Origin of the sequence: Reyranella sp. (genome assembly GCF_965229815.1) — a bacterium.
In the GTDB taxonomy this organism is placed as follows: Bacteria; Pseudomonadota; Alphaproteobacteria; order Reyranellales; family Reyranellaceae; genus Reyranella.
This window is the reverse complement of record NZ_CBDDJN010000006.1, coordinates 2,941,976-2,965,553: the sequence shown is the minus strand read 5'-3', so window position 1 is coordinate 2,965,553 and position 23,578 is coordinate 2,941,976. Positions and strand designations below refer to the sequence as shown.

Genomic DNA, 23,578 nt, shown 5'->3' with positions numbered 1-23,578 from the left:
GCTCGGTGCCGCCAGCGAGCGCGCGCGTCTGGGACGATGGTCGAGTTCACCTCACGCTGCCGCGCTCTCGCGACGCCACGTCAGTGGGCGCCTGTGGGGTGTCACCAAAAGAAGGAGCGGCCGTTGGCGCACGATGCAACCGACGGTCGGTTGTCGAAGTAGCGTAAACGACCGGTAATGCAACCGAAAACACTGGCAGGAAGCTCGGGACGTGGGCCCGCATCGATTCGGTCGAAGGAGGCAAGCCATGTCATCGATTGCCCTGAGACAGTACGTCCTGGAGGTCGGCCACAGTCCCTTCGCGCACAACTATCTTGTCTTCTACGACGACGATGGAAACATCGCAGGCCAATTTCACGGCCTCGCGCAGGATCCAAAGAAGGACGAGTTCAAGGAGGTCGGGCGCAGCAGCGACTATCTGACCGTCGTTCCCGACGATCGCCAAGGGTTGTACCGCGAGGGGCAACCGGAAAAGACGCTTTGGCGGGGGCCATACGATGAAGCGACAGCCCGATGGCAGGCAGCCAGGAGTGTACACGATGAGATTAATCGAAGAGGCCTGACGTACAATTTTTGGGGAAGCGATCTCAACGGTCCGCGAGACGTCGATGCGCCCATCCCGGACGTCATCGCAGGCAACAGCAATTCGGTCAGCCGAACGCTGGTCGAGGCGATGGGCCTCCGCCTTCCAGGCATGCCCTACATGGCACCCGGGATCGAGAACCGGCTTCTGCGGCAGCCGGAGATCGACCAGATACTCAGGAAGAACGGCCTGCCGATCCCGAAAGGCGGGTTGTTTTGAATCGGCCCGAGCGCGCGGCCAGACATCGCAGGTCGCTGACGATGGCACTGCTGGTCGCCGTTCTCGGCGCTGGCTGTACCTACCCCGATGATGAACTGGTGTGGGGGAACTGCTGTGCGCTGAAGGTCGCCGATGAGACATCGGGCTCGAAGCAACGCGAAACGCTGATCGCGTGGGGTCGCGTCAACAACTTTCAGGGAGACGGGACGAACAGTTGGAACAACACACAGGCCTGGAGGAGCCGGCAAATCGGCCTGGGCCTCGCTGATTTTCGCAAGGCTCACCCGGGCTCACAGGGCCCCGACTATCTTGCGCACCTTGGAATGACCTGCACGCCTTCTGGCGGCTCGAAGGCCGATCCGACTCGCTGCGAGGTCGAGCTCTCCGTCTGGGCCAGGTGCGTCGCGAAGCTCGGCATGCTCTTTCCTGCGCCCGTGCCCGAGGAACTGCGCAAGCCGATCGCCGCCGTCCTGCAGATGACCATCGACGTCTCGGGTTCCGACATCCTCGCCTCGTCCGTTCAGGTCGTACCGTTGCCGGGAGGCCGGCTTTGCCATCGGTAGCGTGGCCGCGGCCGGAGCGGCGCGCACCCGACTCCGACTCAGTTCGTCTTCGCGAGCTGCGCCGGTTCCTTGTCCTTCGGCTTCGGCCTGGCCTCTGCTGCAACCGGCGCGTTCTTCAACTGCGCCTGGTAGTGCTTGGCCAGCGTGCGGAAGCGGGCGGCGTCCTTGCCGCCGACGGTGGCGCGCATGGCGAACTTCTGGGCCAGCGGATTGACCGCGCGGCCGGCGCGCAGGAACTCGTAGTGCAGGTGCGGGCCGGTCGACATGCCGGTCGATCCGACGAAGCCGATCACCTGGCCCTGGCGCACCGAGACGCCGGGCTTGATGCCCGGGCCGATGCGCGACATGTGGGCGTAGGCCGTCGCGACGTCGCTCGTGTGCTGCAACCGTACGTAGAGGCCGTAGCCGGCGTTGGGGCCGGCCATCGTGACCTTGCCGGTGCCGGCGGCGAGGATCGGCGTGCCCGGCGGCGCCGCGAAGTCGACGCCGGTGTGCAGCGCGCTGAAGCCCATGATCGGATGCTCGCGCATGCCGAAGCGGGAGGTGATCTTCGAGGCGTCCATCGGCGTGCGCAGGAACGCCTTCACCACGCTCTCGCCCTGGGGGGTGTAGAAACCCTCGGCGCCGCCCTGCGGCCGGTAGCGGATCACCGTGACGGTTCGCTTCAGCAGGCGCAGCTCGCCGGCCAGCAGCCGGCCCGGATGGGTGACGCGGCCGTCGCTGGTCACGAGCTGCTCGAGCAGCACGGTGAACTTCTGCCCTTCCTTGAGCTCGCGCTGGAAGTCGACGTCGAAGGAGAGCGCCCGGATGAACTCGATCATCGCCTGCGCCGGCGCGCCGCCCTTCATGCCGCTCTGCTGCAGCGAGCCGTGGCGCTCGCCCTCCACGCGCACGATGCGCGGGCTGACCTTGTAGATTTTCTCCTCGCCCTCGTAGCTGCCGTCGTCCTTGCGCGTGATCAGATACTCGCGCTCGGGCTGGGGGCGGACGGAGAGCGACAGCACGCGCGGCGCGTCGGGCTGCTCGGGCACGGTCTGCATCACCAGCTCGATCGACTCGCCCGCCGGCAGGCGGCGCTTCTTCAGGAGCCCGTGCAGGCGCTCGGCGATCTGCTGGCGGTCGGCCTCGGGGACGTCGATGTCGGCCAGCATCTTCTCGACCGTGTCGCCGCGCTCGAGGCGGAGCGTGAGCTCGTAGGGATCGTTGGCCGGCGGCTCGGGCTCGGGCGGCAGTTCCGGCGGCTTCATCTGGAAGCCCTTGAGATCGAGGCTGCCGAGGCCCGCGGCCCGGAAATCGGCCTCGGACGGCGGCGGCGCCGGCTCGGGATCGGCCAGGACGATGGCGACCGGGGGGAAGACCGAGGGGGCGGCCGGGGGCAGCGCGGCGGCCGGCGGGGGCGAAAAATCGGGCGGCGGCGGCGGCGCGCCGGCCATTTCAGGCCCGGATCTGTGGGTAAGCACCAGGGCGCCGAGGCCGAGGCCCACGGCGCCGATGGCAAGGAGGACAGGCCGGAACACCGCAAAAGACTGGTTTTTGCGGACTTCCGGCCGGTCCGACGGGAGGGGGGAATCCGTCATGACCGTTGACCTATCGCGGGGCCGGTATGGCCGGTCCTCGCCCTGGATTGAGGGGCCGCCGCAGGATTTTTTCCTGTCGGTGGATCGTTCAGAATCTCAAGATATTGATGCCGGAAAGCGTGCTCAGGGGCAAGAAATACTATAGGTTTGAAGGGCTTAGGGGCCGGTTCCGGATCCCCGTAAGAGATTTGCAATTTTGCGTTTGACACCCCAAAGGGCGGCCCATATAAGCGCGGCTCCCACGGCGAACGGGGTGTACAAAAAAACGTCGCGCGTACTTGCGACGGAGGGTTTCGCGACCCAAGTACTCCCGCCCACCGGAAGGTCTCGACCCCCAGGGTCGTGCGCTCTATGCATCGTCTGTTTGGAAAGGGATACGCCAGCGGCGGCGGACGTCAGCGCCGGGCTCCTCGGAGCTTGGGTGCAGATGTTTCTGCCGTCGCTAGTTCGAAGCCCGACCTCATGGGTTCGCTCAGAGGGTCGGGCGGTAATTAGTGACGGGATCTCGCTCCTCCGGTCTTCCCAGATCGGAACAAGGAGCACGTTAAACTTGAGAGTTTGATCCTGGCTCAGAACGAACGCTGGCGGCAGGCTTAACACATGCAAGTCGAACGCGTGTAGCAATACACGAGTGGCGCACGGGTGAGTAACGCGTGGATATCTGCCTTTTGGTTCGGAATAACCCCGGGAAACTGGGGCTAATACCGGATGGTTCCTACGGGATAAAGATTTATCGCCAAAAGATGAGTCCGCGTCCGATTAGCTAGTTGGTGAGGTAATGGCTCACCAAGGCGACGATCGGTAGCTGGTCTGAGAGGACGATCAGCCACACTGGGACTGAGACACGGCCCAGACTCCTACGGGAGGCAGCAGTGGGGAATATTGGACAATGGGGGCAACCCTGATCCAGCCATGCCGCGTGAGTGATGAAGGCCTTCGGGTTGTAAAGCTCTTTTGGCGGGGACGATGATGACGGTACCCGCAGAATAAGCCCCGGCTAACTTCGTGCCAGCAGCCGCGGTAAGACGAAGGGGGCTAGCGTTGTTCGGAATTACTGGGCGTAAAGCGAGTGTAGGCGGTTGTCATAGTCAGGTGTGAAAGCCTTGAGCTCAACTCAAGAAATGCACTTGATACTGGGCGACTAGAGGACCGGAGAGGATAGTGGAATTCCCAGTGTAGTGGTGAAATACGTAGAGATTGGGAAGAACACCAGTGGCGAAGGCGGCTATCTGGACGGTTACTGACGCTAAGACTCGAAAGCGTGGGGAGCAAACAGGATTAGATACCCTGGTAGTCCACGCCGTAAACGATGGGTGCTAGACGTTGGCGAGCTTGCTCGTCAGTGTCGCAGCTAACGCGTTAAGCACCCCGCCTGGGGAGTACGGCCGCAAGGTTGAAACTCAAAGGAATTGACGGGGGCCCGCACAAGCGGTGGAGCATGTGGTTCAATTCGACGCAACGCGCAGAACCTTACCAGCCCTTGACATGGGACTCGCCGGGAGCAGAGACGCTCCCTTCGGTTCGGCCGGAGTCCGCACAGGTGCTGCATGGCTGTCGTCAGCTCGTGTCGTGAGATGTTGGGTTAAGTCCCGCAACGAGCGCAACCCTCGTCTCCAGTTGCCATCAGGTTATGCTGGGCACTTTGGAGAAACTGCCGGTGACAAGCCGGAGGAAGGTGGGGATGACGTCAAGTCCTCATGGCCCTTACGGGCTGGGCTACACACGTGCTACAATGGCGGTGACAATGGGATGCGATGGCGCGAGCCGGAGCCGATCCTAAAAAACCGTCTCAGTTCGGATTGCACTCTGCAACTCGAGTGCATGAAGTTGGAATCGCTAGTAATCGAGGATCAGCATGCCTCGGTGAATACGTTCCCGGGCCTTGTACACACCGCCCGTCACGCCATGGGAGTTGGTTCTACCCGAAGACGGTACGCTAACCGCAAGGAGGCAGCCGGCCACGGTAGGATCAATGACTGGGGCGAAGTCGTAACAAGGTAGCCGTAGGGGAACCTGCGGCTGGATCACCTCCTTTCTAAGGAAGACCAGAAGCAATTCCGGTCTTACTTTGACACTCTGGAGCTGCGGTTTCTCAAGCCGCAGTCGCCGCCGCTGTCGCATCCCTTTCCTATGATGGTACTTGGCGAGACGGAGCCTGGTCGTTTCCTCACGGGAACGATCGAGTGTCCGTCGCTTCGTCTGCCCGAATTGGGCTAGTAGCTCAGCTGGTTAGAGCGCGCGCTTGATAAGCGTGAGGTCGGAGGTTCAAATCCTCCCTGGCCCACCAAGTCGCGCGATCGGCTCTTCCTTCGGGTGTGGCCGGTTCGCGCCGGCAGATGAAGTCAGATCGCGCCGGCCGCACGCTCAAACGGGGGCATAGCTCAGTTGGGAGAGCGCCTGCTTTGCAAGCAGGAGGTCGTCGGTTCGATCCCGTCTGCCTCCACCATCATCACGCTTGGCTCTTGAAGCCATGCGCATAGAGCTTCGCGCCGCTTGGCGGCGTCGATTGTTCTTTGACATCGTTCATCGGAAGAGAGGTCTGAAAGTCTAGATATTCCTCGCTCTGTCGCCTAGGCAGAGTGGAAGGAATGGGTAAAAGGGCCGTCGTGACGGGGGTCGTCCCCTGCACGGAACGAGCCGAAACAGTGCTAAGCAATTTCGATTGCTTGGCGCGAGGCGATCGCAAGATCGCCGTTTCGCTGACAAAACGTGAGATTAAGCACAACAAGGGCGTTTGGCGGATGCCTTGGCACTGAGAGGCGATGAAGGACGTGGCAGGCTGCGATAAGCTTCGGGGAGTTGCCAGCACACTTTGATCCGAAGATTTCCGAATGGGGAAACCCCATCCATCAGGATGATCGTCGACTGAATCCATAGGTCGACGAGGCGAACCCGGGGAACTGAAACATCTCAGTACCTGGAGGAAAGGACATCAACAGAGACTCCGCTAGTAGTGGCGAGCGAACGCGGACTAGGCCAGTGATGCAGTCGTAAGAACCGGAACACTCTGGAAAGGGTGGCCATAGCGGGTGATAGCCCCGTACGGGTAGAAAGCGATTGCATCCTCGAGTAGGGCGGGACACGTGCAATCCTGTCTGAACACGGGGGGATCACCCTCCAAGCCTAAGTACTCCTCAGTGACCGATAGTGAACAAGTACCGTGAGGGAAAGGTGAAAAGCACCCCGACAAGGGGAGTGAAATAGACCTGAAACCGAACGCCTACAAACAGTCGGAGGCCGCAAGGCTAACGGCGTACCTTTTGTATAATGGGTCAGCGACTTACTCTGTGCAGCAAGCTTAAGCCGATAGGTGTAGGCGCAGCGAAAGCGAGTCTGAATAGGGCGCTTAGTTGCACGGAGTAGACCCGAAACCGGGTGATCTAGTCATGGGCAGGTTGAAGGCGTGGTAACGCGCGCTGGAGGACCGAACCGGTTACCGTTGCAAAGGTATCGGATGACCTGTGATTAGGGGTGAAAGGCCAACCAAACTCGGAAATAGCTGGTTCTCCGCGAAAACTATTTAGGTAGTGCGTCGCGTGATTACCGCCGGGGGTAGAGCACTGGATGGGCTAGGGGGATCCAAAGTCTTACCAAACCTAACCAAACTCCGAATACCGGCGAGTACAGCGCGGCAGACAGACGGCGGGTGCTAAGGTCCGTCGTCGAGAGGGAAACAGCCCAGACCGCCAGCTAAGGTCCCCAAGTCATGGCTAAGTGGGAAAGGATGTGGGAAGGCCATAACAACCAGGAGGTTGGCTTAGAAGCAGCCATCCTTTAAAGAAAGCGTAATAGCTCACTGGTCTAAACAAGCCAGCCTGCGCCGAAGATGTACCGGGGCTAAAGCCATGCACCGAAGCTGCGGACTCGAAAGAGTGGTAGCGGAGCGTTCCGTAAGCCTGTGAAGGGAGACCCGTGAGGGCTCCTGGAGGTATCGGAAGTGAGAATGCTGACATGAGTAGCGATAAGAAGCGTGAGAGACGCTTCCGCCGAAAGTCCAAGGGTTCCTGCGCAAGGTCAATCCGCGCAGGGTTAGCCGGCCCCTAAGGCGAGGGCGACAGCCGTAGCCGATGGGAACCAGGTCAATATTCCTGGGCCCGCTGGAAGTGACGGATCCCATAAGTGGCCCCAGCTCGTTGGCGAATGCTGGGGCGGCGGAGGGGTTCCAGGAAATAACTCCAGCGTATGGACCGTACCCTAAACCGACACAGGTGGACTGGTAGAGTATACCAAGGCGCTTGAGGGAACGGTGTTGAAGGAACTAGGCAATTTACCCCCGTAACTTCGGGATAAGGGGGCCTCCGTCGGTCTCGACGGAGGGGCACAGACCAGGGGGTGGCGACTGTTTAACAAAAACACAGGGCTCTGCTAAGCCGTGAGGCGAAGTATAGGGTCTGACGCCTGCCCGGTGCCGGAAGGTTAAGAGGAGAGGTTCACGCCTTGAATCGAAGCCCCGGTAAACGGCGGCCGTAACTATAACGGTCCTAAGGTAGCGAAATTCCTTGTCGGGTAAGTTCCGACCTGCACGAATGGCGTAACGACTTCCCCGCTGTCTCCAACACCGGCTCGGCGAAATTGAATTCCCCGTGAAGATGCGGGGTACCCGCAGTTAGACGGAAAGACCCCGTGCACCTTTACTACAACTTTGCAGTGGCATTAGAGATTGGATGTGTAGGATAGGCGGGAGCCTTTGAAACTCGGGCGCTAGCTCGGGTGGAGGCAACCTTGAAATACCGCCCTTTTGATCTTTGATGTCTAACCGCGGTCGGTCATCCCGATCCGGGACCCTGCATGGTGGGTAGTTTGACTGGGGCGGTCGCCTCCCAAAGAGTAACGGAGGCGCGCGATGGTGGGCTCATGCCGGTCGGAAATCGGCAGTTGAGTGCAATGGCACAAGCCCGCCTGACTGCGAGACTGACAAGTCGAGCAGGGACGAAAGTCGGTCATAGTGATCCGGTGGTTCCGCGTGAGTGGGCCATCGCTCAACGAATAAAAGGTACGCCGGGGATAACAGGCTGATACCACCCAAGCGTCCACAGCGACGGTGGTGTTTGGCACCTCGATGTCGACTCATCACATCCTGGGGCTGGAGCAGGTCCCAAGGGTTCGGCTGTTCGCCGATTAAAGTGGTACGTGAGTTGGGTTCAAAACGTCGTGAGACAGTTTGGTCCCTATCTGCTGTGGGTGTTCGAGACTTGAGAGGAGCCGTCCTTAGTACGAGAGGACCGGGATGGACGTACCTCTGGTGTACCAGTTGTGACGCCAGTCGCAGCGCTGGGTAGCTATGTACTGAAGGGATAAACGCTGAAAGCATCTAAGCGTGAAACCCGCCTCGAAACTAGGTCTCGCTGAGAGCCGTGGTAGACCACCACGTTGATAGGCCGCATGTGCAAGTGCAGTGATGCATTCAGCTTAGCGGTACTAATAGCTCGATCGGCTTGATCTCATTCGTTCCGTGCAGCGGTCGACATCCGTTGCCGGCCTTGATGCCCGAGACTTTCAGACTGTGCGCTTCGACGACCTGGTGGCTCTAGCGAAGGGGGTACACCCGATCCCATTCCGAACTCGGCCGTGAAAACCTTCAGCGCCAATGGTACTGTGTCTTAAGACACGGGAGAGTAGGTCGCTGCCAGGTCTTCCAAGCGCACAGGACCTCTCTTTCCGTGACGATATCAAACAAGACGCGCAAGGATTTGCCGCGGGGTGGAGCAGCCCGGTAGCTCGTCAGGCTCATAACCTGAAGGTCGTAGGTTCAAATCCTGCCCCCGCAACCAATCCGCAAAAAAAAGGCCGTCCCTTCGGGGGCGGCTTTTTGGCGTTCGGGCCTACGGCGCGAGCCAGAACGTCTCGGGCCGGTAGAGACCGAAATAGCCACCGGGGTTCCAGGCGTAGAACCCGTCCCGCGGCACGTTGCGGACGCCGGGCCCGACGACGACCGGCTGGCGGCTGCCGTTCACGGTGCCGATGGTGAAGACCTGCTCGGCCGTGGTCTCGAGGATCCGCCGCCAGGCGTTGCGCCGGCCGGCCTCGTCGGCGGCGCGCTCCCAGTCGCGCAGGTCGTCGAGCAGGCCGCGGGCCGCCGGCAGGTCGCACGGCTCGCCCTGCTTGCCGCGCGAGGCGACATACATCCCCCACTTGGGCCATTGCAGCCCGCCCTGCGAGGTCGGCGCGAATTCGCGCGGGCTCGAATCGGGACCGGGAACCGCGGTGAACAGGCCGCCATAGGCCGTCATCATCGCCTCGCCCGACGAGAGGCGGAGCCAGAAATTCTCGAAGGTCTGCGGCTTCACGATCATCCGGAGGCCGATCCGCCGCCACTGGTCGGCGATCAGCTTCAGCACATCCGCCTCCTCGGTCCCCTCGCCCTGGTTCTCGACCACGATGATCGCCGGCCTTCCGTCCGGCAGCAGGCGGATGCCATCGCCGGCGCGCCGGTCGAGGCCGAGCTCGTCGAGGAGACGGCCGGCCGCTCCGGGGTCGTGGTTCGCCCAGCGCGTGGCGTATTCCGGCCGGAACAGCGTCGAGCGCGGCATGACCGTGTTGTTCGACGGGGTCGCGAGGCCCAAGAAGACGACCTGGTTGATCTCCTCGCGATCGATCCCGATCGACAGCGCCCGGCGCAGCCGAACGTCGCGCAGCAGGCCGCGCCAGGTGGCGTCGCTGGCGTTGAGGTTGGGATAGAGGGCGAGCTGGGAGCCCGAGCCGAATTCCCAGAGCCGCACGGTGACTCCCGAGCGCCGGGCGCTGGTCTGCAGGAAGCCGTAGTCGCCCAGCCGCAGGTAGCGCGCCTGCAGGCCCGCCTCGCCGAGACCGGCCCGGGCCGGGATCAGCCGGGGCGCCGTCACGGCGAAGACGACGCGGTCGGCATAGGGCAGCTGCTGGCCGATCGCATCGATGCGGTGGAAGTAGGGATTGCGCTCGAAGACGAAGCGCTCCGTCGGCGGCGCCGTGGTCAGCACCCAGGGATTGAGCGTGGGCAGATCGGGATTGTCGTCGGTGAACATCGATGCGGCGCGCTGGAACGCAGCCGCCCAGCTGCGACCCGGCGCGCCGGGCCTGGGCCCTTCGGTGCTTCCGCCGGCAGCGCCGAAGCGGGGATGGAATTTCTTCAGGTAGTGCGCGGGCGCGTACAGGAAGAGGGGGGCCGGGCGCGCCTGGCTCTCGATGAAGTACGGATTCGGCCGGTCCCAGCGGTAGGTGATGGTCCGGTCGTCGGCGATCTCGACGGTGGGCGGCCGGCCCTCGACCAGGAGTTCGTCCGGCGGGCCGAAGGGCGACAGCTCGGCGTCGAGGGCCATGTGCTCCCAGTAGAAGCGGAAATCCTCGGTCGTGAAAGGATGCCCGTCGGACCAGCGATGGCCGGCCCGGAGCCTGAAGGTGAAGATGCGGCCCTCGCGGGCGTCGTAGCTCTCGAGGATGTCGGGCCGGAGGGCGAACGAGGCGTCGTGCACGATCAGGCGCGTGTAGCTGTAGATCGTCATCAGCGCGGTGTCGCGCGCGCCCGTCACCAGCATGGTGAGATCGCCGCCGGGACGGCCGGGCCCATCCTCGCCGGCGAAGCTTCTGACCACGAGCGGCTGCAGGGGAATCCGCCGGGCGACCGGCGGCAGGCTGCCGGCAGCCACTTGGCCGGCGAACATCGGGGTTTCGCGCAGGGTCGGGGCCGGATCTGCGGCCAGGGCGTCGCCAACCGGGGTGAGGAGGAGGCCGTTGAGGAAGACCCGTCGCCTCATGCCCCGCCTCGGGCTCAGTCCGCCGACACCGGGGCCTCGCCGATCGCCCGGACGGTGATCGTCGCCTCGCCGAAGTTCCGGATCACTTCTCCGCAGCCGACGCTGCCGTCGTTCAGCACGATGCGGCCCGCCGCGATGTTGGCCTGGCTGCGCCGAGCGTTCACCCAGACACTGCCGTCTCCGCCCGCCTTGTCGCGGCCGATATCGCGATAGTGGAGCTCGCGGCTGCGCTCGGCATCGCCGTGGGGGATGCACCGGGCGTAGCGCGGCTCGATCGACTGGCAGCGGTAGCCTTTCGCCATCAGACGACGGAACAGGTCCATGTCGTCGTAGCCCCAGCCGACATGGGCCTCGTCCATGCCGCCGACGTCGAGAAAGGTCGACTTGTACAGCGCATATCGCCCGACGCAGCCTTCGTCGTCGACCACCATGAACTCGTCGTCTTCCATGCGGCAGCCGATCAGGAAATTGTCCGGCTCCACCTGGTCGGCGAGGTAGGCGGCAAATCCCCGTCCCGTGTAATTGTCCGCGTCGACGACGCAGACGATGTCGCCGCCGGCAAGTCGGATCGACATGTTGCGCGAATGCGTGGCGTGGAAGTGCGTCGGCTGCGGAGCGAGGTAGTAGGTCAGCCGTCCGGAGGCGAGCTCGTCGCCAAGCTCCCGCCTGACCCAGTCGCCGAGCCCGTCGCTGGAATTGTAGTCGAGCAGCACGAACTCGAGGTTCGGATAGTCGCGATTGTCGGCGATGTTGCGGGGCAACGTCTCGCGCACATGGTGGAGACGGTTGCGGCTGGTGGTGCACAGGGAGATTCTGGGCAAGGGCCTCGTGCGGACGCGCAGGCAGTGCTCCAGCCAGTGCGGGCCCACCTTGACCGCGCCCCAGAACAGCCGCCGGCTGCGGCCGTCCAGTCCCTGCGACACGAAGCGGGCGACGGTCGCTCCCGACGCATCGACGATGCCGAGGGCCGTGTCCTCGCGCTTCCAGGAGCCCGAAATCCCAAAGGGGTCGGGCTCTACCGCGACGGTTCCATCCGGCCGGCCGACGACGCGCGCGACCCAGCCGCCACCGGCGTCCAGCAGGTCGAATTCCTGCTGGAGATGCCCGCCGTCCTGGAGAAGGAGCATCATGGTCCGGACATTCGTCGCCCCAACGGCCGCGAATCCGGCCACCTGCAGGCCCGCCAGGACTCCCGGCGCAGCACGCCGTCGAAACCGATCCTCATTCCCCTCAACCTAGCCGCGATGGATGGAATTTTCCATGTCGGCCTCGCGGAGCAGGTCGGGATGTCGCGACGAGGAGAATCGCCGCGTGTGAAGAAGACGCCCATGCAACCAGACTCCGCGTCCCGCGGGGCACGGTCGATGGTCGATCATTCATTCAACCGCAGTCGGCCTTCAGAATGTAAGTGTGTCGAAAGAGACGACGGTCATCCCTTCGGGTTGACGCAAGATCGTCCTTCAACAAGAATGACCCACGACGGGGAGCACATTTGCCCACCACTGCGCACAAGGACAACGCCCGCGCTGCCTGGAGCAAGCGCTGCGTCGCCGGAACGACCCGCCTTCGGCGGAGTCGGCAAGCCGGCCTTTCCGCCCCCCATCCTGTCTTGCGAAGGCGAGGATACGTGCGGCTGCGGACCACCGCATGACGCAACGGTCCGCTTCCGTCGTCGCGCCCGGTTCGGCGGCGCCCAAACTGTCGTTCTTCACGGTCTGCATGGGGCGGCTTCATCACCTCAAGCAGACGCTGACGAAGAACCTCGCCTGGAACGCCGATCATCCCAGCCTCGAGTTCGTCCTGCTCGACTACAGCTCGCCCGATGATCTGGCCAACTGGGTCGAGACCGAGCTCGCCGAGCATGTCGCGACCGGACGGGTCGTCTACTACCGCTACGACCACGCGCAGTTCTTCAGCTTCAGCCACTCGCGCAACATGGGCGCACGCCTGTGCCGGGGCGAGATCATCTGCAATGTCGACGCCGACAATTTCACCGGCGAGGGCTATGCGCGCTACATCGACGAGCAGATGCAGGACAAGGACCTGCTCGTGGGCTGCGACTACGAGGACGGGATCTTCACCCCGATCGTCGGCGATCACGGCTGGACGGGCCGCATGGCCGTCCGCCGCCAGGCGTTCCTCGATTCCGGCGGCTACGACGAGGACATGGTCGCCTGGGGATACGAGGACCTCGATCTCTACAATCGTCTCTGGCAGCGCAAATACAGGTGTGCGCCGATCGACCGGCGGTTCCTGAACTGCATCGAGCACGAGAACAGGGAACGGATCGCCTTCACCCGGGTGAAGGATATCGGGCGGGACTGGGGCTCGACCAAGGGAACGCTGCTCGACCACTACCGGCTCAGCGTCGAGAAGATCGCCCGGGGCGAACTCGTGGCCAACCGGGGCCGCGTCGGCATCGGCCGGGTACGCCAGCTGGCCAGCGAGGAGCCGGTGCAGCTCCGTCCCTGGAGCCTGGCGGAGCCGGTGCGCGACGACCTGCGCGAGCAGAACAGCAGGATCCTCGAGCGCGAGCTCGCGAACGGCATCACGACGATGCGGGGCCTGCCGAACATCCTGTTCCTCGAGCTCACGCGACGCTGCAACCTGGCCTGCAGCATGTGCCGGTCCGGCATGATGAAGGACCGAAGCCTCGACATGAGCGAGGCCGTGCTGCGCCGGGTCGAGGAGGAGCTGCTGCCGACGGCGCGCGTCGTCGACCTGCGCGGCTGGGGCGAGAGCCTGCTGCGGCGGGACTTCCTGCCGATCGTCGAGCGCTTCGCGCAGCCCGGCGTCCAGCTTCGCGTCCTGTCCAACGGCACGATCCGCAAGCCGGACGTCTGGCGCCACCTGATGCGCCACCGCGCCTGGGTCGGCATCTCGGTCGACGCGACCGAGAACGGGCTTCTGAAGGAGCTGCGCGGCTGCAACATCGAGCCCATCGAGCAGTCGCTGAAATCGCTCGTCCATTGGCGCGACGTCCACGGCAACGACCCCGACCATGTCTATCTGACGGTGACGGTCAGCTCGCGCAGCCTCGGCAATCTCGAGGAACTGCTGAAATGGGCTCACGAGCTGGGGGTCGGGCGCGTGCACATGATCCCGATCGCCTGCTGGCCGAGCGATCCCAAGCATCTCGACCACAGTGAGGCGGCGATCCCGCCGATCTTCGATCGGCTCCGGGCACAGGCCAACCGCTACGGCATCACTCTGCAGCTCGGCAGCGCGATGACCACGAACCTGGTGCTGAAGGACCGCCTGCTCGACCGCTGCATCCACCCCTGGATGTACACCTACATCACCTATGCCGGCGACGTCGGCTTCTGCGACCATCTCATCGGTCGGGACGACCTCACCTCGGGCAACATGCTCGAGAAGCCGTTCGAGGAGATCTGGAACAGCCCGCCGCTCGTGTCCCTCCGGGCGGCTCACCTCGCGCGGCGCGAGGATCATCCGTATCACGAGCATTGCACCTGGTGCTTCAAGAACCGGTACGCGGACTTCGAGCACGAGATCCGGCCCGACCTCAACTCGATCCTCGTCACCAACTCCACCGTACCCTCGTTCCAGCAAAAGCCTCAGAGCCAGCCCCAGAGCAAGACTCTGAGCGAACCTCGGGCCCGGCCGGCCGAGCCTGTCGACGAGACGGTGAAGGCATGACGGGCGGCCCCGCCGGCGGCGACGTCTTCTCGGCCGAGGATCTCGAGCATTTCGAGACCGAGGGCTATGTCATCCTGCGGGACGCGGTCCCGGCCGAGCAGGTTGCCGCCGCCGTCGAGGCGATCTGGAAGTTCCTCGGCATGGACCCCGCCCGGCCGGACGACTGGTACCGGCCGCCGCACTCGCCCGACGGGCTGGTGCAGATGCACCAGCACCAGGCGCTGTGGGACAATCGGCAGAGCCCGCGGGTCTACGGAGCGTTCTGCCAGTTGTGGAAGACCCGGAAGCTCTGGGTGAGTCTCGACCGTGCGTCCATGAAGCCGCCGGTCCGCCCCGAGCATCCCGACTGGGACTATCCGCCCTTCCTCCACTGGGACCTCGATCTCAAGGAGAGTCCCGTGAAGTTCGGCATCCAGGGCGTCCTGTGCCTGTCGGACAGCACGGCCGACCATGGCGGCTTTCACTGCATTCCCGGGATGCACCGCCAGACCATCGAGTGGTCGCGCCAGCCGCTGGAGCAACGCGACGTCAACGCGCCGCCGGCGCTCGACTGGCAGGCGGTGCGGACGATCGAGGCAAGGGCCGGCGACCTCATCATCTGGCACCGCGCCCTGCCGCACGGCTCGGGAGTCAACCGAAGCAGCCGGCCGCGGCTCGCGCAGTACATCCTGTGCGCGCCGGCCGGCTACGAGATCTCCGACCAGCATTCCGTCGACGATCCCAAGATCGAGATGTACGACAAGCTGCGGCACCAGAGGATCGCGCAGTGGGAACGGCGGGTCGGTCCCTCCGGCCTGGGCCTCGATCCGCGCGAGCTCGGGCCGCCCGCGCACCTGACCCCGCTCGGCCGGAAGCTGCTGGGGCTCGACCTCTGGGAGTGATTCCCGCCGCCTGCCGCTAGCGGGGCGGCCGTGCGGCCTCCGCTTTCCACGGCCCGTTGCCCGTCCGACCGAGATGCGCTCTCCCACCGTCACGACCATCATCCCCACCTGCAACCGGGCCCACTTTCTCGGCGAGACGCTGGACAGCGTGCTCGGCCAGACGGTGCCGCCGGCCCAGGTGATCGTGGTGAACGACGGCTCGACCGATGCGACGCCCGAGCTCCTGCGGCGTTACGCCGGGCGCATAGAGGTGATCGACCAGGAGAACACCGGCCGGCCGCGCGCGGTGAACCAGGCGATGGCGCAGGTCCGCGGCGAGTATCTCTGGGTCTTCGACGACGACGACATCGCCGTCCCGCAGAGCCTCGAGCGTCACCTCGCCGTCCTGGAGGCCCATCCGGAGGTCGACTTCACCTATTCCGGCTGCCTGATCCTTCAGACCCACCCGGACGGCAGCGTCGAGCAGAAGGGGCCGCTGCCGATGCCGGAGGTGAGCGAGGACGAGATGTTCTCGCGCATGCTCGAGCAGAACTTCATGCAGCTGCAGGCCATGCTCGTGCGGACGCGCTGCTATCGCGAGATCGGCCTGTTCGATGACCGTCTCAACCTGTGCGACGACTACGACATCAACCTGCGCCTGACACGCCGCTTCCATGGCCGGCGTCTCGACACGCCGAGCTTCCTGTTCCGCCAGCATGGCGGACTGCGCGGCCGGCCGGGCGGCCTCTTCCCGGCCGAGCATCGCAGCCGCTACTGGGTCGAGGAGAACCGCGCCATCCACCTGCGCCTGCGGGGCGAACTCGCTCTCGCCGAGTACCTGCCGCGCAGCCTCGGCGCTGGGGAGCTCGATGCGTCGCGCCGGCGCCGCGCCCTGCTGCAGCGCGCCTGCGTGATGGCCCGCCTCGCCCTCTGGGAAGAGGCCCTGGTCGACCTGCGGCAGGCCCTGGTCGAGACGCTGCCGGGCGCTCCGCTCGACCCGGTGGAGCGCGACCTGTGTCGCCGCGCCCTCGGCAGGTTCATCCGCTTCGACCTCGCGATCGAGGGCCTGGTCGATCATCCCGAGGTCGCCCGCCGCTTCGGCACCCTCCTGAAGGAGTCCGCGAACCACGACGCCCGGCAGATCTTCGCGGCCGCGCTCTCGCGATTCGCTTCCGAGCGGCTCCGCCAGGTTCAGCCCGGGCGCGCCGTCCGCGCGCTCTTCCTGGCGCGGCGGATCGCCGGCCTGCGCGCCTGGTTCCCTGAGCGGTAGCGCGCTAGGACGCCCAGGCGCTCGGCCGGCCTCCGAAGGGGCGGTAGTCGAGGTTGGCCAGGCGCGGCGTCGTGCGGTCCCACTGGACAAGCCTGTCGCGCAGCGTCCTCGCCAGACCCGCCTGTTCGTTCGTGCGGACCAGGTTGCGCCGCTGGAACGGGTCGTCCCTCAGGTCGAAGAACAGGTACGCATCGCTCTCGACGCCGCTGTCGTCCTCGGCCATGGCGACCGCATAGAGATGCGTCGGCGTCCGGATGGCGAGCTCGCGGAGCGGCGATTCGATCACCGCGACATTGTCCTCGGGGTCGTCCTCGTCCGGCGCGCCGCGCAGGAGCCGCGCCTGGCTCCGACCCTGGACATGGCCGGGGATGGCGCCGCCGCACAGGTCGAGCAGCGTCGGCATCACGTCCATCAGCGAGGTCAGCCGGGTCCGGCTGGCACCCGGCCTTATGCCGCCCGGCCAGCGGTACACGATCGGAATCCGGATGGCTTCCTCGGCGACCTGACCCTTGTCCCAGAGGTGGTGGCTGCCGAGCATGTCGCCATGGTCCGACGCGAAGACCACGATCGTGTCGTTCTCCAGCCCGTTCTCCCGCAGCGACGCCATCAGCTCGCCGAGAAGGTCGTCGGTCCAGGTGACGGAACCGTAGTACAGGGCCGTCAGGTCCCGGATCGTGAAGTCGGGCATCGCCGTCGCCGTGACCGGCCGGGAGGCCTGGTCGTGGAAGGTCTCCCACATGTAGATCTGGAACCACCGCTCGTCGGCCGGCAGCCGGCCGTTGCGCGTGACATTGTCCCGCAGCGGCACCCGGGCCGGATCGTATAGGCGCGAATACCGGTACGGGACGTCGAGCAGCGGCATGTGCGGCGACAGGATGTTGTAGAAGAGGAAGAAGGGTTCCGTCCTGGCTTCACTGAAGAAACGCCGGGCCTCCGCCAGTTCGTAGTCCGCCGTGAAGCCCGGCACCCCGAACGGCTCGCCCTCGTCGCGGATGAAGTCGCCCTTGCTGTAGGTGTTGCGCACGATCAGGCTGCGCTCGAACCCCAGCCGCGACGGCCTCGTGTCGACGTGCCACTTGCCGATCTGGGCCGTCCGGTAGCCGAGGTTGCGGAACGCCTCCGCCAGAGTCGTGTCGGGGAACTTCGCGCGGTCGTCGCGGCCGAGGATCGTCCCGTTGGGCTGCATCTCGTTGATCCGGGAGCCGACGCAGGTCCGGGCATGCTGGCCTGCCAGCAGGGTCGAGCGGGCAGGCGTGCAGGCGGGACAGTTGGTGACGCCGAGCTCGAAGCGATATCCGGTCGATGCCAGGGCATCGATATGCGGGGTCCGGACGAACGCGTTGCCCCAGGAGCCCACGGCGAAGCTGCGGAGCTGGTCGCAGAGCACGACGACGACGTTGGGAGGCTTTCCCTCGCGGCCGGTCGCCATCGTCATCGCGACGGCTTGGCCCGGGATCCGCTCGGCCCGCCAGCGGGCGACAGGCCGACGATGCGCGCATTCCAGAGCGCCATGAGCTCGCTCATGAGCGCGGACCGGGACGCCGTCAGCCCGGCCGCCTCGGCACGCCCGGCGATCGTCCCGCCGTCCGGGCCCGAGAGAAGCGCGAACAGGCCGGGCGAGATGGGTCGGCTCGTTCCAGAAACGGTGTGGCGCAGCTCGTGGGTTTCGTTCGTGCCCGGACGATGCCAGGGCTCGTACATCGGCCCGAGGTCGAGGCGATAGTTCCAGAGCGCGTCGGTCCGATCGGCCCGCTTGGCGACCAGCAGGTCCTCGAGCACCAGATAGTCGAGGTCCGTGCTGACGAAGCAGGCCAGCGCGTCCTCCACCGAATGCACGATCGGTTCGGCCTGGTTGTTGAACGAGGTGTTCAGCACGATGGGAAAGCCGGTGCGCTGGCCGACCGCCCGTATCAGCGACCAGTAGCGGGGATTGTGCTGGCGCGACACGGTCTGGACCCGCGCCGTGCCGTCGACATGGGTGATGGCGCCGAGCTTCTCGCGATAGGCGGGCTTGACCCTCGCCGTGAAGACCATGAAGGGCAGTGCGCGGACCTGCGGCGGCAACTCGAAGTAGATGTGGAGCTCCTCCTCCAGGACCGACGGAGCGAAGGGCTGGAAATTGTCGCGCTTCTTGATGACGCTGTTGATCCGCCGGGTCGCCGTGGCGAACCGTGCGTCGGCCAGGATGCTCCTGTTGCCGAGCGCGCGGGGACCGAATTCCATCCGGTCCTGCGCCCAGCCGATGATGGCGCCGTCCGCCAGCAGCGTCGCGACCTCGTCGAAGGGCTCCGACATCCGACGGCCGCTGACGACACCGTCCCACGCACCGACCGACTTTTCGATTTCGTCGGGGCCGGGCAACGCCGGGCCCCAATAGCAGTGCGCCATCTGCGGCGCGGCCGGGCGATCGCCCCACCGCGTCGAATGGAGGGCGGCGCCGAGGGCGCAGCCCGCATCGTTCGAGGCCGGCTGCACGAAAATCTCCTCGAAGCCGTTCTCGATCAGCAGGCGGCCGGTCATGGCGCAGTTCAGGGCCACGCCGCCCGCCATCGCCAGCCGGCGCTGGCCGGTGACGGCGCGATAGTGCCGCAGCAGGTGGCCCATCATGTCCTCGAGCGCTTCCTGCAAGCCGGCGGCAAAGTCCATGTCCTTCCGGGCGATGGGCTCATGGCGGCGGCGCGGCTGGAAATGGTCGTATATGTCGGTCGCCTCGTTCCCCAGCGACACCCTGAAGCGACCGTCGGGCAGCAGGTCGTAGAGCCCGCGAAAGAACTTCCGGTAGGTTGCAGGGTCGCCGTACGAGGCAAGGCTCATCACCTTGTATTCCTCGAAGCGCCAGTAGCCGATGTACCAGATCAGCTGCTCGTAGAAGAGGCCGAGCGATTCCGCGATCGGCAGCTCCAGCAGCACGTCCCAGCGATTGTCCCGCACGTCGGTCACCATGCCGGCTTCCTGGTCGCCGCGGCCGTCCACCGTCACGACCAGGCAATCGGACCAGCCGGACAGGCGATGGGCGGATGCGACATGCGCCTTGTGGTGGTTGACGAGCTCGATGGGCCCCGCGTACTCGACCCCGACGGCGCGCCGCAGCGAATCGCGCAGCACCGATACCGGGTCGGTGTCGACGATGCCGGGATTGCTGGCGGAAACGGCCGTGAGGCAGCCCCGCGCGTGGCGCTCTCCCGCATAGTAGGACACGCAGTCGACGTCACGCAGGCCGATGCCGGCCTCGGCGAGGCAGGCCGCGATGGCCAATTGCGGGAAACGGCTGGTGTGCTTCTCGCGGCTGAGCCGTTCTTCCTCGATGGCGGCGACGACCGCACCGTCCTTGAGCAGCACCGCGGCGGCGTCGTGCCACCAGATCGGATCGAACCTCACAGGATCCTGGGCGAGAAAGGGGGAACCGCTGATGCCCAGAACGTACAATGGCCGTACCGTCGCTGCCGGAAGGAAGGGCGGGCATCTTGCAGCAAGTGTCGGAGACGCTGCAAGACGAATGGCCACGGGCCAACGACCTCGTCCATCGCCAAGGGCTGGCTGATTGATCGCTGCGGTCCGGGTCGACTAGAGTGCGGTTGGAGCGACCGGACGGCGGATGTCTTCGGGGAGAACGATGGCGTTCGAGTATTTTCGGGGGATCGAGGAGAACGAGCGCGCAGGCCGCTTCTGGCTGAGGGGCGAACTTCCGGACGTCTCGACCAAGGCCATCCCCGCGAGCAGCGAGCTGCTGTGGGTGCCCGCGGATACGGCGGGCCGGGCGTCGGGCGTCTACAAGGACGTGCGGATCACCTACCGGACGAATGCCCATGGCTGGCGCTCGCGCGAGATCGACCCCGCGTCGCCCAACAAGAAGATCATGTTCGTCGGCTGCTCGTACACGATGGGCATCGGCCTTCCCTACGAGGATGTCTGGACGAGCGTCGCGACGCGTCATCTCGAGGAGGCGCTCGGCGAGCCGGTGGAACAGCACAATTTCGGTTACGGGGCCCACGGCAACGACTTCTTCGCGATGGTCGTGCACCAGATCCTGCCGATCCTGAAGCCAGACTTCCTCGTCGTGCTCTTCTCGGACCTGTCGCGGCGGACCATCTTTCCCAAGTTCGGCTACCGGATGGCACTCCTGCCGACCTACGTACCGGACGAGGGCCGTTCCCTCCATCGCGCCTTTCTCGAGCTCCAGAGCGATTCCAACGACTTCATGGATTTCGCCCGCCAGCACAGTCTCATCGATGCCGTCGCGACGCTGCACGGCGTGCCCTGGGTCTGGCAGAGCAAGAACGGTCCCCAGGACTGGCCGCCGCTGGCGCAGACCGCGAAGTACGTGCGCGTCGATAACATGATCGACCGGCCCTTTCCCGCCTATGGACCGAAGGCGACGGAAGATTCGCTGAAGCGCGACCTCGCGCGCGACGGCATGCATCCCGGTCCACTCTCGAACCGGGCCTTCGGCCTGGCGGCGGCGGAGTTCATCCTCGGCCGCGGCTTCGGTGCAGGACAAACGGCATGACGATCGTTCGCTGGCTTCTCCGGCCCTTCCAGTTCGTGTACGAGCGCTGGCAGTTCCGCCGCAAGGTTAAGCGGCTTCAAAAGCGCGATCCCTTCATCTACTGACATGCCGGTCTGGGGCATCTCGGCCAACGAGCACGACGCCTCGCTGAGCGTGGTCGACGGCAGCGAGATCCTGTTCGCCTCCCACGCCGAGCGCTACAGCCGGGTGAAGAACGACGCCCACCTGCATCCCGACCTGATCGCAGCGGCGCGCCGCTGGGGCGAGCCGGATCAAATCGTCTGGTACGAGCGGCCGCTGCTCAAGCGCAGCCGCAAGCTCTACGCCGGACAGCACGAGCATGTGTGGCGCGCCGACGGGGCGGCCTATCTCGGCCGCCACGGCCTGACGGCGCCGGTCCGCTACGTCGGCCATCACCAGAGCCATGCGGCCGCCGGCTTCTTCACGAGCCCGTTCGAGCATGCGGCCGTGCTCGTCGTCGACGCGATCGGTGAATGGAGCACGATCAGCGCCTGGGAAGGGCAGGGCCAACACCTGACGCGTCTTTGGGGGCAGCGCTATCCCCACTCGCTGGGCCTGCTCTATTCCGCCTTCACGCAGCGGATCGGCTTCAAGCCCAACGAGGAGGAATACATCCTGATGGGCGCCGCGGCCCTCGGAGAGCCGCGCTACGTCGACCTGATCGATCAGGATTTCATCCGCGAGAGGCAGGCGCCCGACTTCCGGCTGAAGGCGAACGTTCATCGCGGGGTTCGCTGGTGGCGCCCCGACATCACGGACAACTGGGATATCGCGGCTTCGATCCAGGCCATCACGGAGGACTATCTGGTCGGCCTGGTGCGCTGGCTCGCCGGCCGCGTCCGCAGCCCGAACCTCGTGCTGATGGGCGGGTTGGCGCTGAACTGCGTGGCCAACAGCAAGATCGCGCGCGACGGCGCGTTCGACCGGATCTGGATCATGCCGAATCCCGGCGATGCCGGTTCTTCGCTGGGCGCGGTGGCGGCCTTCACCCGCCGCCACCTGAACTGGACCCATCCGTACCTGGGCGAGAACATCGACCGGCCATTCCCCCAGGCCGAGGTCGCGGCCGCTCTCGCGGCAGGGGAGGTGATCGGCGTCGCCAACGGACGCGCCGAGTTCGGTCCCCGCGCCCTGGGAAACCGTTCTCTCATGGCCGATCCGCGCGGCCCCGAGACCAAGGACCGCGTCAACCGCATCAAGAAGCGCGAACCGTTTCGTCCGTTCGCGCCGGTCATCATGGCTGAGCACGCCGACCGGTATTTCGACATGCCGGTGACGGAATCGCCCTACATGCAGTTCGTCGCGCCGGTCAGGCGGCCCGACCTCTTCCCGGCGATCGCCCACTTCGACAATACGGCCCGGGTGCAGACCGTCCGCCGCGAGCAGCATCCGCTGCTCTACGATCTCCTGTCGTGCTTCCACGACAGGACCGGCTGCCCCATGCTCCTGAACACGTCGCTGAACATCAAGGGCGAGCCGCTGGTGAATGTCTGGGAGGATGCAAGGCGCTTCCAGGCCCTGCACGGCGTCAGGATCTTCTGATCGCGCAAAGCCCGGCCAATGCAGGAGACCGGAAGCTCCTGCCCGTGAGGAGCAAGCAACCATGCTGCCGAAGATCCTCTTCACCACCGTCATGGACGGGCTCGACCGCCACGCCGCGGAGATGGCGCCCGAGGGCTTCGAGCTGGTCATCGCGCCGCAGTTCACGCCGGCCTACACGGCGGCGCTGCCCGAGGCGGAGTACCTGGTGGGCAACGTCCATGGGATGGATGACGGCTTCTACCGGACCGCGTCGCGCCTGAAGCTGGTGCAGCTTCTCAGCGCCGGGTACGACCATGTCGACCTGGAGGCGGCGCGGCGCGCCGCCGTGCCGGTCTGCAACAACGGCGGGGCCAATTCCCGCGCCGTCGCGGAGCACACGATCCTGCTGATCCTCGCGGTCTATCGGCGCCTGATCCTGCAGCACGACCTCACGTCGAAGGGACTGTGGCTCGGGAACAAGCCGATGCCGACCTTCCACGAGATGCACGGCCGGACGCTCGGCATCATCGGTCTGGGCACGATCGGCAAGCGCGTCGCCCGCATCGCCGGCCGCGGCTTCGACATGAAGGTCCAGTACAACGATCTCGTGCGCCTGGGCGAGGACGAGGAGGATTCGCGGAACGTGCGCTATCGGCTCTTGCCGGAGTTGCTGGCCACGTCGGACATCGTGAGCTGCCACGTGCCGCTGACCTCCCTGACCCGCAACATGATCAACGCCCGGACGCTGGCGCAGATGCAGCCGCATGCGATCCTGATCAACTGCGGCCGAGGCCCGGTGGTGGACCTTGCCGCCCTGCACGAGGCCCTCACGACGGGTCGCATCGCGGGGGCCGGGCTCGACGTGTTCCCGCAGGAGCCGCCGCCGGCCGACGAGCCGGTCCTGTCGCTGGACAATGTCGTGCTGTCGCCGCATCTCGCCGGTGCCAGCCGCGAGACGCGAATCCGTCAGACGCGCAACGGCTTCGACAATGTGCTGCGCGTCGCCCGTGGCGAGCGACCGCTCTGGCTGCTGCCGGAGCTGAGGGACATGGTCGCGTGATCGCGAC

At 65.3% G+C, this 23,578-nt stretch carries 13 protein-coding genes, 3 tRNA genes and 3 rRNA genes; 14 read left to right on the top strand and 5 right to left on the bottom strand.

Annotation, left to right across the window (positions count from 1 at the left end):
* Nucleotides 1-247 precede the first annotated feature (247 nt).
* Nucleotides 248-802 (top strand): hypothetical protein, encoded by a 555-nt coding sequence (locus ACO073_RS25585; protein ID WP_422001479.1) that lies wholly within the window; start codon nt 248-250, stop codon nt 800-802.
* 41 nt (nt 803-843) lie between these two features.
* Entirely contained in the window at nt 844-1,365 is a 522-nt protein-coding gene (locus tag ACO073_RS25580) for a hypothetical protein (protein ID WP_422001478.1), read from the top strand.
* Nucleotides 1,366-1,403: 38 nt separating this feature from the next.
* Here ACO073_RS25580 and ACO073_RS25575 read toward each other — a convergent pair whose 3' ends face one another.
* A complete protein-coding gene (locus ACO073_RS25575) occupies nt 1,404-2,882 on the bottom strand; it encodes a M23 family metallopeptidase (protein WP_422001476.1) in 1,479 nt (492 codons plus the stop codon).
* Between the two features lie 606 nt (nt 2,883-3,488).
* Here ACO073_RS25575 and ACO073_RS25570 point away from each other — a divergent pair.
* From ACO073_RS25570 to ACO073_RS25545, 6 genes are all read left to right on the top strand, one after another.
* Nucleotides 3,489-4,977 (top strand): 16S ribosomal RNA (locus ACO073_RS25570).
* A 175-nt stretch (nt 4,978-5,152) separates the two neighbouring features.
* A tRNA-Ile gene (locus tag ACO073_RS25565) sits at nt 5,153-5,229 on the top strand.
* An 83-nt stretch (nt 5,230-5,312) separates the two neighbouring features.
* A tRNA-Ala gene (locus tag ACO073_RS25560) sits at nt 5,313-5,388 on the top strand.
* Between the two features lie 267 nt (nt 5,389-5,655).
* Nucleotides 5,656-8,385, top strand: a 23S ribosomal RNA gene (locus ACO073_RS25555).
* A gap of 74 nt (nt 8,386-8,459) precedes the next feature.
* Nucleotides 8,460-8,574 (top strand): 5S ribosomal RNA (gene rrf, locus ACO073_RS25550).
* The 16S, 23S and 5S rRNA genes sit together here with 3 tRNA genes alongside, the layout of an rRNA operon.
* 62 nt (nt 8,575-8,636) lie before the next feature.
* A tRNA-Met gene (locus ACO073_RS25545) sits at nt 8,637-8,713 on the top strand.
* A 51-nt stretch (nt 8,714-8,764) separates the two neighbouring features.
* Here ACO073_RS25545 and ACO073_RS25540 read toward each other — a convergent pair.
* Both ACO073_RS25540 and ACO073_RS25535 read right to left on the bottom strand, forming a co-directional pair.
* Complete coding sequence (locus ACO073_RS25540; protein WP_422001475.1) at nt 8,765-10,672, bottom strand: ABC transporter substrate-binding protein; 1,908 nt, start codon at nt 10,670-10,672, stop codon at nt 8,765-8,767.
* A gap of 14 nt (nt 10,673-10,686) precedes the next feature.
* The gene (locus tag ACO073_RS25535; RefSeq protein ID WP_422001474.1) at nt 10,687-11,802 is read right to left on the bottom strand and encodes a glycosyltransferase; all 1,116 of its coding nucleotides are present in this window, start codon (nt 11,800-11,802) and stop codon (nt 10,687-10,689) included.
* A 517-nt stretch (nt 11,803-12,319) separates the two neighbouring features.
* On the opposite strand from ACO073_RS25535, the gene ACO073_RS25530 reads away from it, so the two are divergent.
* From ACO073_RS25530 to ACO073_RS25520, 3 genes are all read left to right on the top strand, one after another.
* A complete protein-coding gene (locus tag ACO073_RS25530; RefSeq protein ID WP_422001472.1) occupies nt 12,320-14,332 on the top strand; it encodes an SPASM domain-containing protein in 2,013 nt (670 codons plus the stop codon).
* Nucleotides 14,329-15,213 (top strand): phytanoyl-CoA dioxygenase family protein, encoded by an 885-nt coding sequence (locus tag ACO073_RS25525; RefSeq protein WP_422001471.1) that lies wholly within the window; start codon nt 14,329-14,331, stop codon nt 15,211-15,213. The genes ACO073_RS25530 and ACO073_RS25525 overlap by 4 nt, the downstream gene beginning before the upstream one ends.
* A gap of 73 nt (nt 15,214-15,286) precedes the next feature.
* Nucleotides 15,287-16,462: a glycosyltransferase gene (locus ACO073_RS25520; RefSeq protein ID WP_422001469.1), complete on the top strand. Its 1,176-nt coding sequence runs from the start codon at nt 15,287-15,289 to the stop codon at nt 16,460-16,462.
* Nucleotides 16,463-16,466: 4 nt separating this feature from the next.
* On the opposite strand, the gene ACO073_RS25515 is transcribed toward ACO073_RS25520, so the two are convergent.
* Entirely contained in the window at nt 16,467-17,897 is a 1,431-nt protein-coding gene (locus ACO073_RS25515) for a sulfatase-like hydrolase/transferase (protein WP_422001467.1), read from the bottom strand.
* Complete coding sequence (locus ACO073_RS25510; RefSeq protein WP_422001465.1) at nt 17,894-19,840, bottom strand: carbamoyltransferase; 1,947 nt, start codon at nt 19,838-19,840, stop codon at nt 17,894-17,896. The genes ACO073_RS25515 and ACO073_RS25510 overlap by 4 nt, the downstream gene beginning before the upstream one ends.
* 235 nt (nt 19,841-20,075) lie before the next feature.
* Here ACO073_RS25510 and ACO073_RS25505 point away from each other — a divergent pair, with 235 nt between their 5' ends.
* The 3 genes from ACO073_RS25505 (at nt 20,076) to ACO073_RS25495 (ending at nt 23,571) form a co-directional block, all read left to right on the top strand.
* A complete protein-coding gene (locus tag ACO073_RS25505) occupies nt 20,076-20,969 on the top strand; it encodes a hypothetical protein (protein ID WP_422001464.1) in 894 nt (297 codons plus the stop codon).
* A 105-nt stretch (nt 20,970-21,074) separates the two neighbouring features.
* Complete coding sequence (locus tag ACO073_RS25500) at nt 21,075-22,532, top strand: carbamoyltransferase (RefSeq protein WP_422001462.1); 1,458 nt, start codon at nt 21,075-21,077, stop codon at nt 22,530-22,532.
* Between the two features lie 61 nt (nt 22,533-22,593).
* Nucleotides 22,594-23,571: a 2-hydroxyacid dehydrogenase gene (locus ACO073_RS25495; RefSeq protein ID WP_422001461.1), complete on the top strand. Its 978-nt coding sequence runs from the start codon at nt 22,594-22,596 to the stop codon at nt 23,569-23,571.
* The last annotated feature ends 7 nt before the right edge of the window (nt 23,572-23,578 follow it).